The organism is Flavobacterium salilacus subsp. salilacus (assembly GCF_004634195.1).
In the GTDB taxonomy this organism is placed as follows: Bacteria; Bacteroidota; Bacteroidia; order Flavobacteriales; family Flavobacteriaceae; genus Flavobacterium; species Flavobacterium salilacus.
In genome coordinates this window covers 64,224-76,783 of sequence record NZ_SKBP01000004.1, presented here as the reverse complement: position 1 = coordinate 76,783, position 12,560 = coordinate 64,224, and the positions used below count along the sequence as shown (strand labels likewise).

The 12,560-nt window shown below is 37.5% G+C and carries 9 protein-coding genes; 1 reads left to right on the top strand and 8 read right to left on the bottom strand.

What is annotated here, in order from left to right; genetic code table 11:
* Positions 1-83: 83 nt before the first annotated feature.
* From E0W68_RS06385 to bioD, 7 genes are all read right to left on the bottom strand, one after another.
* Entirely contained in the window at positions 84-2,699 is a 2,616-nt protein-coding gene (locus E0W68_RS06385; RefSeq protein ID WP_135218589.1) for an NACHT domain-containing protein, read from the bottom strand.
* 125 nt (positions 2,700-2,824) lie between these two features.
* On the bottom strand, positions 2,825-4,990 hold the full coding sequence (locus E0W68_RS06380) for a M12 family metallo-peptidase (RefSeq protein ID WP_135218588.1): 2,166 nt from the start codon (positions 4,988-4,990) through the stop codon (positions 2,825-2,827).
* A 159-nt stretch (positions 4,991-5,149) separates the two neighbouring features.
* Complete coding sequence (locus E0W68_RS06375; protein ID WP_135218587.1) at positions 5,150-6,052, bottom strand: histone deacetylase family protein; 903 nt, start codon at positions 6,050-6,052, stop codon at positions 5,150-5,152.
* 243 nt (positions 6,053-6,295) lie between these two features.
* Positions 6,296-7,450: a beta-ketoacyl synthase N-terminal-like domain-containing protein gene (locus E0W68_RS06370; RefSeq protein WP_135218586.1), complete on the bottom strand. Its 1,155-nt coding sequence runs from the start codon at positions 7,448-7,450 to the stop codon at positions 6,296-6,298.
* Between the two features lie 53 nt (positions 7,451-7,503).
* Positions 7,504-8,106 carry an SET domain-containing protein gene (locus E0W68_RS06365; protein ID WP_135218585.1) on the bottom strand — a complete coding sequence of 201 codons (603 nt, stop codon included), beginning with the start codon at positions 8,104-8,106 and terminating at the stop codon, positions 7,504-7,506.
* A 27-nt stretch (positions 8,107-8,133) separates the two neighbouring features.
* Positions 8,134-9,444, bottom strand: coding sequence for an adenosylmethionine--8-amino-7-oxononanoate transaminase (gene bioA, locus E0W68_RS06360; RefSeq protein WP_135218584.1), 1,311 nt, complete (start codon positions 9,442-9,444; stop codon positions 8,134-8,136).
* The gene (gene bioD / locus E0W68_RS06355) at positions 9,437-10,069 is read right to left on the bottom strand and encodes a dethiobiotin synthase (protein ID WP_135218583.1); all 633 of its coding nucleotides are present in this window, start codon (positions 10,067-10,069) and stop codon (positions 9,437-9,439) included. The genes bioA and bioD overlap by 8 nt, the downstream gene beginning before the upstream one ends.
* A gap of 174 nt (positions 10,070-10,243) precedes the next feature.
* Between bioD and E0W68_RS06350 the strand changes: the two genes are divergently transcribed.
* Positions 10,244-11,356: an AI-2E family transporter gene (locus E0W68_RS06350; RefSeq protein ID WP_135218582.1), complete on the top strand. Its 1,113-nt coding sequence runs from the start codon at positions 10,244-10,246 to the stop codon at positions 11,354-11,356.
* Here the strand turns inward: E0W68_RS06350 and E0W68_RS06345 are convergent.
* Positions 11,334-12,479 carry an aminotransferase class I/II-fold pyridoxal phosphate-dependent enzyme gene (locus tag E0W68_RS06345; protein ID WP_135218581.1) on the bottom strand — a complete coding sequence of 382 codons (1,146 nt, stop codon included), beginning with the start codon at positions 12,477-12,479 and terminating at the stop codon, positions 11,334-11,336. The two genes, E0W68_RS06350 and E0W68_RS06345, sit on opposite strands and share 23 nt — an antisense overlap.
* Between the last annotated feature and the right edge of the window lie 81 nt (positions 12,480-12,560).

The following is a 12,560-nucleotide window of genomic DNA, read 5'->3' as shown; positions in this document are numbered from 1 at the left end:
ATTACAGCACTGCTTTTTACATAAACGCGTACGATAAAACAATTCTTTAATATTAGATAATAATTAAAAAAAGGAGGGGGCAACTATTCTATATTTGCCCCTCCAATATTCTCAGAATCCGTACAAACTATATAATATTCTTTTATAGATTGATTTTTAAAACTTTTCGCTGTTCTTTGAACTACCTTATGATTTTCTATAAAATAATCATCAAACTTATTATTCTTTAAAATTTTTTTAAATGTCTCTCTTTTAGGAATTTGAATATTGTTGAATTTACACAAGATAAATTCATTTCCAGAAAAATCACCAACATAAATCCTCGTATCTTCAAAAGTAACTTTTTCGAATTTATTATCATTAACATATAAACTAAAATAGGTTTGATGTAGAAGTGTATTAAAAAAATAATTGTCATAAAAATTAAATTCAGTAAAGTCAATGTCAAATACTGTATTTTGTATTAGAGCGTCAGAAATAAAGCAACTATATTGCGCATCATCCTTTAAATCCAAATTAATCAATTTGTTTGAAGTGCTAAAAGAAGGTTGTTTATTATCAAAAAGAAATAGATTTATATTGAGATTAGTTTCTATTCTTTTGCCAGTTTGATATGAAGTAATATAATAGAACATCCACATTAGTTCAAATATATTATGCATTTTATCTCTTGGACTCAACGTTTCATTTTTTGAGTCATAATCGAGCAACATATCTTTCTTTGCAATTTTATAAAACACATCTTTCATCAAATTAGAAATAAGATCTTTGGTTTCCTGGTTTTCTAGAGAGATTATATTTTCTAAATTTTGCATTACTTCCCATTTTAGTTTTTTATTTCCAACTAAATAACTAATCGCGTTGTAATACTCATCCACCCTAAGAGGTTTGTATTCGCCATCTTCATCTTGATTGATAACAACTCTTTTATTTTCTAGCCATAGATATTCTGCCGTTAAAAATTCCCAAAGCGAATTATGGAAAAATTCGATTGCCGTATCCTCTTCTTCGTTTTTATTGGTTTGCTGAAAATAAAAACTGATTAATAGATATTTACTGATTTCTTTTAACTTGTCTTCTTGATAGATTTCTTCATCAAAACATTTTTTTACAAATAACTTGGTAGCTTCTAATTCCGATAATTTTTTTATTGAAATATGAAGATTTGGAGACTGATAAATTTCAAATGCGACATTCCTTATAAAAGATCTCAAATATTTATTGTATATTTTAAAGCTACACTTTATATAGCTTAATTGACCACTTTTATCCCAACTCCTTTTAGCAAGAGATTCAAATATTTTATCATATATTACGGCTTTTGAATCATTTTCTTGAATATCAATATCTGCAATAGCAATAAAATACATTAATACAGGTTGCTCCAATAGTTCCTTTATATCCTTAAAATTTTCATCAGTTAATATGTTATTAGCGATATTTTTAAGTTTATTTTTGGGATAAAAACTTGAAAAATTATCTATGTAAAGTTTGATTTGTTCTTCATTAAGTACACCTAATCTAACAACTAAAGAACCTTCTATGCTTGGGTCATTCGTATTCAAATAATTAAGCCTAGAGGTGAGAATAATTTTAAGATTTCTATTGTTCTTTGAGGTTATTTTCAATCTTTCGTAAAGTATTTTCAGGTCATGATCTGTTAGTCCACCGCTCATATAAGCTTCGTCTAGACCGTCTAAAACTAAAAGGCACTTATCTATATTAAAATCTACTTCTTTATATAAATGTCTATTTATTGTGTTAAAAGTATCATCGATAAAATCTCGAGCATGTAAATCTCTAATTTTTAAAAAATAAATAGGAGTTTCAGGTAAGTTGTGATTTTTTTCTAGGATATCATAGATTACTCTATAACAAAATGATGTTTTTCCTTGTCCTGGCTGACCTAATAGAAACAGCATATTCGATTTGTTCCTCAACTCTTTATGTTGAACCCCGTCCAAAAAATAATTGTTTACAAAGTCATGGATTGTTAATTCATCTTGAAGTCTTTCAAAATCGTAGTTACTATTATTGTTTACTAATAAGTTGTTTTTATACACCTGAAAATACGGCTCAATGTATAAATCCTTCAAGGACTCTTTAACCCCAGATTGTAAGGGGGTTATATAATAATTTTTAGTGTTTTTATAGCTTTCGAGGAGAGTGATTAGCTTTTTATTTTCCTCATATATTGGATTATCAAAAAAGTCAACTATTTCCTTATACTTTTCTTTATTTTCTTGATATTCATTAACTAAATTATCTCTATATGTAAGATAGTATTTGTAACTGAAATCTTCTGGTACTGTAATGCCAATCAACTCGGCATATCGTTGAAATAATCTAAAAGAGTTGGTTAAGTAAGAAGTATTGTATTGAAGAATATTATCAAAAAAATCTTTTTTTAAAATTATTTCTTGTTCAAAAAAAGTTTTCCATTCACTTTCAATTTCATGAAAAATCTCCATAAGATTTTTGTTTTGGTCTATTTTATCTTGACCTAGTTCTTTAGTAAGCTGAACATTTGTTTTATGGTTCGCATTATAAAGTAAATAGTATGCTTTTGCTTCTTTGCTACTTGAGATATCAATTGTGTCAGCTATTAAAGTTCCTATATTTAAATCAAAAAGATTTTTTAATAAGGTTTTCTCATTTAATTTGAATTTTAACTTCGAGCTGTTTAGTCTAATTTCCATGAAATAATTTTTTAGGTGAATTAACATTAAATATAAAAATATATTTTAATGTTTTATAAATTCATCTAAATAAAAAAGCAGCACTGTTAAGTGCTGCTTTTTTATTTAAATTCATCTTGTAGAACTTATTGTTTTACCACTCTAAAGTTAGTTTCTTTAGTGTTGTTCACCGCTTTAAAGAAGTACACACCATTAGCCAATGCAGATATATCTACAGTAGTCTGGGCTGCATTTACCGATTTTGTAAACAATAACTGTCCTGATATAGCATACACTTTTATCTCGATAATATCCTCACCGGCACTAATGTTGATAATATCTGTAGCCGGGTTAGGGTAGTAGGTAAAGTTGCTGAATGAGTTATCATTAATACCAGCAGTGGCATTAACGCATTCTACTGAAGCTATCCAACCTCCCTCATTAAATATCTCATCAGAAGTAAACCTAAAAGTTAATGATCCATCTGCTGCCGTAGAGGTAAATTGATTTTGGATTGTTGTTCCTGTAAAGTTACCTAAAGTTGGTGCAGCCGTAGTAGCTCCGTTAAAAACGCGAAGGAAATCAAAGTTTTGCTCAAGGCTAAACGAACTGAATGTTACACGTATTACTTTCCCTTCTTCTGTTGGGGTAAATGTACGCACTATAGATTGATTGTTTCCGTAATTTGATGTTGCCCCACCCGGGTCTGTAAAGGTTTGCCCTTCACACCAGTCAGCATCGGTAGCAAAAAGTATTTCCTGTATTTGTGATAATCCCGCATCGCAAACAGATCTTACTTTCAGTACATAGTAGCTGTTTGGCTGAAGTCCTTCTATATTTACAGAGTTTGAGCTTATCTCTGTCCAACCCGTGCCCTGTACTGAGCTTGCATCATGCAGCATTACATCCCATAAACCTGTAGTATTGCCATCATCCTCCCATGAAGCTACAAATTCATTTGAATCATTAGGTTCTGTAACGGCTAAGTTGCTTAGGGTGGTTTCGCATAGTATGCTCTCGCAGGTTGTACTAAGGCAGTCCGAAAAGTTTACAAAATCTCTTATCAACTGTGCAGGTTGTTCGCCAAAACCATTGGCAAGGTTAATACCTGCCGGAGACAAATGGCAATAGCTCATTACAGTTCCGCCGTTAGAAGGAGTTGGTCCCGGTGCACAACCACCTTCGGTTTCAAAGCATCCGTCTATAGCTGTATTGTTACCGTTCCACGCGCAGGCCTGTGTGTGTGGAGAGCCTAATTGGTGACCAATCTCGTGAGCACAAGCCTGAACGCTCCATGAATACTGAGGAACATCCAGTAAGAAAGAATCGTTTACATCTACATAACTACCATTTGAAGGAGCCTCGCAAATACCGGGTAAAGGAGCAAGACCTCCTAATCCCCCTGCATCCTCTGCCAAGAGTTGTCCTAAATCGCCATCAAAAGTATCAAATTGATAGGCTTCTAAAAACTGTACAAGGTAATCTTCAGAATCGTCACCAAAATAAGGATCGGGAGAAGTCCAGATGAAAAACGATTTCAGCGATATATTAATACCGTCGTTGTCATAAAGCGTCTGGATGTTGTTAAATAAAGAAGTAAGCCAGTTAACAGTAAGATCCTCGCTCGAAAAGTTTTCCTGAAACATATCATAATCTACCTCAAAATACATTCCGACACAGTTAATGGTTTGAGTGCTTTTTGTGTTTAATTCAGTTCTTTTGCCAAACTCCACACCTTCATCAGTCCTGTCGGGTGCTGTACAGTTAAAAGGACTAACCACATTCAGTTCTTTATCAGAATAAATGATATATTCTGAAAAGTTATGTTCTTTCTTTAGTTTTCCTACTACAATATTATTATGTTCCTGATTGGAAACAATACCTGCCATTTCATTTTCGAAGAAACTGAATGAGGCTAAAGATGCATTGTCATCTTTTACAATACCACGATAGAAAATACCCTGTTTAAAAGCAAAATCTTTTTCCTTGTCAGTATCCGCATGGAAACCGTCGGCAAAAATGTTTACTTTATACAGGCTTACATTTATAGTACTCCCCAAATAAGGTATGGTAAGGTTAATGGTTTCCGGCTTGGTGTTGTAAATAGTATTTAAAACATCAACGTTAAGCGTAGCATAAGTTTCGTTATCTACTTGGGTATAATCTTTAACACCTTCAGTCGGCGTAAGCGGACTAAAAGTTTTGAAAGTTGCCTCAGCGTTTTTTAATTCCTGCACTTTGGCAGCAACCCTTCGCTGGGCATAAAAAGACACCGATATAAGCAGTGCCATTAATAGTGTAATCTTTTTCATAGCATAAAATTTAAAGAGCGACAATTTAATTCAAAATATTTAAGTTTAGGGAATTACGTATAAAAAAATATTATGTTATAAATATAGCGCGCTTCTTGTCATAATACAGGCATGAATGAGCATTCATTATATTATAATTAGTATTTGAAGAAAAAATCTTTAAAAATAAATATTTTTGGCCGCCCTGTAAGTGTTGGCATGCGCTTCAATAATTATTTTAATATCGGGGCTGTAACCGCCACCCATACTGCACTGCACCGGTATGCCGAGCGTGTGGCACATGCTGAGTACATATTTATCCCGTTCTTTACAACCTTTGACAGAGCAACCCAGTTTTCCCAGCTTGTCAGAAGCTAAGATATCCACACCGCTCAGGTAAAAAACAAAGTCGGGTTTGTGACTTTCGATGAGTTTTGGTAATGTTTCTTTTAGTATGGAAAGATATTCCTCATCACCGGTATTATCAGGCAGGGCAACATCCAAGTCAGATATTTCTTTCCTGAACGGGTAGTTGGTTTTACCATGCATACTGAAAGTAAATACCAATTCATTATTCCTAAATATCTCCGCAGTGCCGTTGCCCTGATGCACATCAAGGTCAACAATTAATATTCTTTTTGCTAAGTTGTTTTTCAATAAATACTGCGCTCCTATGGCTTGGTCGTTTAGCAAACAAAATGCTTCGCCGTGCGTGCTGTAGGCATGGTGTGTGCCTCCCGCAATATTAAAAGCAATACCTTTTTGCAATGCCTGCCCGCATCCCCAAATTGTGCCTTGTGCAATGCGCAATTCCCGTTCTACCAGCTCTGCCGAAAGGGGAAAGCCTATTTTACGCGCCGCACGAGGGTTCAGGGTAAGGTTCAGCAGGTCATCTACATATTCTTTTGTGTGTACCGCAAGTATATGTTGCATATCGGGCATATCAGGAGCGTAAAAATCATTTTTGGTAGCTGTACCTTCGTGTAGTAACTGTTCGGGTAACAGTTCATACTTTATCATCGGAAACCGATGCCCTTCCGGCAACGGATGTTTGTATATGGGGTGAAAAGCGATTGAGAGCATACAAAGTAAAAACAAGAGCTAAGTAAAAGTCAAAGATAGTAATTGCACAGCAATAGCGTATAATGATTTGTTTTGATTATACCGGCATAGAGAAGAAGTATAGCAAATTGAAAAACAGCAGTTTTAACTGTTATACATTTGTAATGTGATAATAAAGTATAAATAGTTTTTTCATAATTGAAAATGAATTTTTAGTTGGATGTTTTTAATAAAAATTCCGTAGTGTGATGGCTGCGGAATTTTTTATTTGCCTACTAAAACACTCACGGCATTACCGCCGAAGCCCACCGCATTAACCAATACTTTTTTAATCGGTTTTTTACTTTCCTGTGCCGGGATATAAGGAACCCCGATAAAAGTATTGTGTTGCACCATCATCAGGGCAAGCTCAAGGCTTAGTAGTCCCGAAGCCCCAAAGGTATGCCCAGTTTTCCATTTGTTGGTAGTAAGCAAAGGCAGGGTTTCGCCGAATATTTCTTTGATGGCATTATATTCCGAAAGGTCGCCTTTTACCGTGCCGGGAGCGTGCAGTACTATGGCATCTACCTCATTTATGTCTGTATCCTGTAGCGCCATTCGCATCGATTTTTGCAGGCAGTCGGCATTAGCCGAAATAGAAATACTGTGCTTCAGTTCCTCAGTAGCATAGCCAATGCCTTCTATATAGCCAACAGCATTTTCTTTTCGCCCAAGTTCCAAGCACGCCGAAACAGCACCTTCGCCCAGCACCATACTATTTGTTTTTTTGTTGAGGTCTAAAGCACGGCAGGGATATTCTGCCTCCTGCGAAGCATATATTTTCATTGCCTGCATTTGCGCTATGGTAAAAGGGGTGAGGGGAGCTTCGCTACCCCCTACGAGGAATTTTGTAGCCATACCCGAGCGCAGCCATGCCACGCCGTTAAGCACAGCATGCAGGGCGGTAGAGCAGGTTATGGAATGTGATATATCCGGTCCGGCAGCTTTAAGGTCTTGCGCCACCCACGAGGCTATATTGCCCAAAGTAGTAGCGGGGGAGGCTTGCGTGCTTGATGTTCCCGTTTGTAAAAATTCACTGTGATACTGCTCAAAAAGAGCGGTTGTCCCACGCGATGAACCTATGTTTACACCAAAATTATCTCCCCTTTTCCATCCTGCCGTTTTTATGGCAGCCCGCGATGCCAGGAGTGCATACAGCACCGAGTTGTCAAGGTTTTGATATTTTGGTGCGGATGCTCTTAGTGCCTGTACTTCCTGCTGTAATGATTCAGGTAACGCCACACCGAATGCTTTTTTAGTACCAAAAGGCATTAATTGTATTAACGATGCATTATTAAGGTAATTTTCCCAAACGATATCAGGATGATTACCCAACGGGGAAAAGGAAGCGATAGCGGTTATAGAAACAGGAGTAAACAAAAGAATGGCGGTTTTTCCGCAAAAGTACTGTAAAACCTTAAATTATCGAAACCTTATGCACTGTTTGCTTCTCTTTGTTCGAAATAACAATTCCGAATAGAACGTAATGCAGCCCTGCCCGCAAGTACTTCCGAAAACTCATCCCATACAGCAGCGGGTATAAATTTCTGTAAGGGCTGTGCTACCTTGTTTATATTAGGGAGGTTTTCGATGACGGTATTGTCCCAAACGGGATGGTATTTCAGCAAATCATCCGGATATACCACCTTACGCTCAGTACCTTCATCTTCCGGTCTGAAAGGTTCGGACACATTGAGATAACCATAATCATCGGTTAATTGTTCGCCCGGATAAATATCGCGTACGGCAATCTCAAAATCGTAGGCGGTAGATATACAGCTTGGGTTAAAACTGTGGTTGACATACTTGGCAATATCCCAGCAAAGCACTTTTTCGCCACGCCCGTTTGTAAAACAATAGGTTTCCAGGTAATCCTGCATTAGCGGATTGATTCCTGCAACTTGTTCGGGGGTATAAATACTGTCCAGCTCATCCTGAACCCATGTTATAGTACCCTTAGGGATAAATTTTTTTGCAACAACACCATAGCCTACTGTGTTGTTAATAAAGCAGAGTTCGGTATCAGGATGTATCATAAAAATGATGTAAATTTCAAAACTAATTTACATTATTTTCTCAATCGCCGATTCGACCTTTTCATAAATATTTATTAATAATGCATCGCTAATGATGTAGGGCGGGAGTATGTAAATGATGTTCCCCACAGGGCGCAGTATAACACCGTTATCAATAAAATAATTATACAGTTTGTTGCGCAGCCCGCCGTAATAACTTTCCTGGCTGTCGGTTTTTAGTTCAAGGGCAAAAATTACGCCCAGTACCCTTGTAGTTTTCACCTTTGGGTGCGTCTTTATTTTTTCTTCAAAAGCGATATGGTTTTGATTGATGCGCTTTATGTTTTCCTGCATTTCGGGTTGTTGTAACAACTCCATACTGGCTAACGCTGCTGCGCACCCTGTTGGGTTTGCCGTAAAAGTATGCCCGTGAAATAATGCCTTGTTTACATCATCATCATAAAAACCATCGAATAGTTGTTGTGTAAAAGTGGTTATCGCCATAGGGATAGTACCACCTGTTAACGCTTTAGAGAGGCACATTATGTCGGGCTGTGTAATAAGATAGTTGCAGGCAAAGTTTTTACCGGTTTTACCAAACCCTGTCATTACCTCGTCCGCTATCGTAAAGATGTTATTTTCGTTGCAAATTGTAATTAACTCATCCAGTGCTTCGGGGGCATACATTACCATGCCTGCTGCGCCTTGCACTAAGGGTTCAAAAATAAACGCAGCATAGTCGCCTGTTTCGGCAAGTTGTTTTAAGGCTGTAAGGCTGGCTTCTTCCTGTCCTGCTACAGGTACGGGAATACGTGTAACCTCTATAAGCGAACCGCGAAATGCCTCGGTAAAAAAAGAGATACCGCTTGCAGCCATAGCAGCAAAGGTATCGCCATGAAAGGCATTTTCGAATGCAATTATTTTGGTGCGCTTTTCGCCTTTGTTATAGTAATATTGCAGGGCTACTTTCAGGGCTACTTCTACCGCCGTAGAACCATTATCGGAAAAAAAGAATTTTTGCTGATTTTGGGGCAATATCTCTTTTAGTTTTTCAGCTACCAGTACGGCAGGCTCATGCGTGAAACCGCCAAACAATACGTGTTCCAGCGTAGTAAGTTGTTTGTATATAGCATCGGCTATAAAGGTGTTGCTGTGCCCAAATGGGTTTACCCACCAGGAGGCTATGGCATCTATATATTGTTTGCCGTTTTCGTCCCACAGCAATGCGCCTTCGCCTCGTGTTATGGCTATGGGCGGGGTTGCGGTTTTGTGTTGTGTGTAAGGATGCCAAAGGTATTGTTCGTCGCGAGATACAAGCCCCCCATCCCCCAAAGGGGGAATTTGTTCACTTTTACTCATTGCTGTTTTGTAATTTTAAAAGGTTATCACGAAATGCATCGGCATATTCGCGGATAACGGTTGTATCGAAATACGGTTCATTTTCTATCCTGCCCAACAGGGTGATGCCTGTTTTTTTCAGGATAATATCTTCTGTTGGTTTGTTTTCATCACCATTAAATACAATACCTGCTGTGGCAATATTCCGGCTTTTTAATGCTTCAACAGTAAGCAGTGTATGGTTTATGCTGCCCAAATAATGGCGTGATACTACGATAACTTTATAATCGGGCTGTATCAGGTCGGCAATGGTATTATTATCGTTTAACGGAACAAACAGTCCGCCTGCGCCCTCTATTACTAAATGGTTTTTAGTTTTTGGTTCTTTTATCTTTTTCAGGTCAATAGTAACGTCATCTATTACTGCTGCAAGGTGCGGGCTTGCCGCTGTGTTGAGCGCATAGCTGCTGTCGTGAAATTTTGTTTTGGTATTAGAGATGTATTTTTTGACTTTGTGGGTATCGGAATTGTTGAGGTCGCCTGCCTGTATGGGTTTCCAGTAGTCAGCTTTAAGTGCTTCGGTAATTATTGCCGAGGCTATGGTTTTACCTACATCGGTACCTATACCTGTTATAAAAAGTTTCATTCTCAATTTGATTAGACAACAAATTTACTAAATAAGAAACCAATATTTTGACAGATAAAAGGAGGTTTATTGTTTACTATTTATACAGAATAACTTTAATAAAATATTACCATTTGCAGAGGTATATTATATGTAAATTTGGAAAAACACACCAAATTTAACATTCGTTTACTTATGGATACAGTAAAATTACCTTCCTATATAAAAGCTGTTTTTATATCCTTGCTCATTATCATTATCGTCTTTTTTATGATAGTGGCTAAAACGATATTAGTCCCACTCTTTGTATCAGGGTTTATATCCATGTTGCTCACATCGGCATGCAACCGGTTAGAAAGGCGCAAAGTGCCCCGAACGATCAGTGCTGCAATATGCTTATTGATTTTTATGGTTATCATTTCGGCTTCCTTAATATTTATATATTTTCAGGTTCGCAGCTTTGTAGAGGACTTAGGGGGCGATCTTTCTGAAAAAGTGAATAGTTATGTAATAGATGCCAATAACTGGAGTTATGAAAACCTGGGTATCGATATGGGTATGTATAACGGTTTTGAGTTTAAAAAAGCGGTAGCTATTGTGCAAACGGAAGATGCTACCCCCACGCAGCTTATATTTAGTACATTGAGTACTTTGTCAGATATATTACTACTGCCCGTATTTATATTTTTTCTGCTTATTTACCGAGATCACCTGGCGGTATTTATCAGTAAAGTATTTCGCAGGCAAAATGATAGCGACCTGCTCGAGAAGCTAACTTCTATTCGGCGCATTGTATATAATTACATCAGCGGGGCGGGTAAGGTAATGATGATACTTGCCATAATAAATACCGCAGTACTTTTTGCATTGGGTATAGAGCATGCTATCTTTTTTGGGGTACTGGCAGGAATGCTTAATATTATTCCTTATCTGGGACCTGTACTCGGGGCGGTACTTCCTTTCTTTTTTGCTTTGATAACAAAAGATAATTTATTTTACCCTATAGCCGTCATCATATCGTTTACTTTTATACAATTACTGGAGAATGCATATCTTACTCCTAAGATTACGGGGAGTAATGTAAACCTTAATGCGTTTGTTACCTTTTTAGGACTGCTTATAGGTGCTGCCATTTGGGGTATTGTAGGGATGATTTTAATTATACCTACCATTGCCATACTTAAAAGACTGTTTGAAATGAACCCCGAAACCGAACCGTATGCCTACCTGTTTGGGGAAGAGGACAGCAATTGGTTTAAAAAACGATCGCGGAAACGCGAACTCCCTAAGCCTGAAGAACCGATTTAAGGCAGGTTAATATTCCCGTAATTTCTGACTGTGTGTTGTAGCTGTGTAAGCAAAATCTAAGACGTTCCTGTCCCTTTGGTACAGTAGGGTGTAAAATGGCTTTTACATTATAGCCTTCTTCCTGTAGTAGCCGTGCTATGTGCTGCACCTTTTCATTACCCGGTATAATGGCGCAATGTATTGCCGATATGCTTGGGATGAAATTAGTAAGCCCCAGCCTTTTGGTTTCTGTTATAAAATGCTGAATGTTTTCTTCCAGTTTTTTGCGGGTATTACTATCCTTCTCCATTTGTTTATAGGCACATAAAATAGTGGCTACGCTATGCGGGGGTAATCCTGTGGTATAAATAAAGCTGCGTGCAAAGTTGACTAAGTACTGCTTGAGTTTTGCGCTGCCCAAAATAGCAGCACCATGACACCCTAAACCCTTACCGAAAGTCATAATTCGGGCAAAAATTTTATCTTGTAATTCTAATTGCTGTACCGGTCCTTCGCCTTTTGTACCGAATGCTCCCAATGCATGTGCTTCGTCTATAACAAGGTTGCAGCCATGTTCCGTTGCTAATGCTGTTAAAGCAGTCAAGCTGGGGCTGTCGCCATCCATCGAGAAAACCGATTCGGTTACTATATATATTTCCGTTGCTTTGTTTTTATGTCGTTCTATTATTGCCTTTAAAGCCTCTAAGTTGTTGTGCGGAAATTTATAGGCAAGGGCATTGCTTAGCCGTATGCCGTCGCGTATGGAAGCATGAATTAATTCATCATACAGGATAATATCACCTTTTTGAGGTACACAGGAAAAGAAACCCACATTGGCATCATATCCTGAGTTGAATAGCAATGCGCCTTCAGCATTATGGAATTGTGCTATATAGGTTTCGGCATCATTATATATGCTATGGTTTCCGCTTATCAGGCGTGAGCCTGTAGCTCCGTTGGCTATAGTATTATGCTCGATGAGGTAGTTGTGCGCAGCATCATAAACATCCTTGCTTTGCGACAGCCCTAAATAATCGTTGGAGGCAAAATCTACCAATGCCGATGGTGGTGGCAATTGGCGCAACATACCATTATGGGCACGTTGTGCTAATTTATCGGAAAGTGATTTGGGTAATTGATGCATACCTCAAAAATAAACAACTTTTATAACTCTGCTTCGCTTTTATAATATTGCTTTTTGAAAAATAATTATTGTTTATCAATA

Excerpts from the sequence above, each read along its gene's own strand:
- E0W68_RS06385 (WP_135218589.1), bottom strand. The coding sequence starts at position 2,699 with ATGGAAATTAGACTAAACAGCTCGAAGTTAAAATTCAAATTAAATGAG.
- E0W68_RS06380 (WP_135218588.1), bottom strand. The coding sequence starts at position 4,990 with ATGAAAAAGATTACACTATTAATGGCACTGCTTATATCGGTGTCTTTT.
- E0W68_RS06375 (WP_135218587.1), bottom strand. The coding sequence starts at position 6,052 with ATGCTCTCAATCGCTTTTCACCCCATATACAAACATCCGTTGCCGGAA.
- E0W68_RS06365 (WP_135218585.1), bottom strand. The coding sequence starts at position 8,106 with ATGATACATCCTGATACCGAACTCTGCTTTATTAACAACACAGTAGGC.
- bioA (WP_135218584.1), bottom strand. The coding sequence starts at position 9,444 with ATGAGTAAAAGTGAACAAATTCCCCCTTTGGGGGATGGGGGGCTTGTA.
- bioD (WP_135218583.1), bottom strand. The coding sequence starts at position 10,069 with ATGAAACTTTTTATAACAGGTATAGGTACCGATGTAGGTAAAACCATA.
- E0W68_RS06350 (WP_135218582.1), top strand. The coding sequence starts at position 10,244 with ATGGATACAGTAAAATTACCTTCCTATATAAAAGCTGTTTTTATATCC.
- E0W68_RS06345 (WP_135218581.1), bottom strand. The coding sequence starts at position 12,479 with ATGCATCAATTACCCAAATCACTTTCCGATAAATTAGCACAACGTGCC.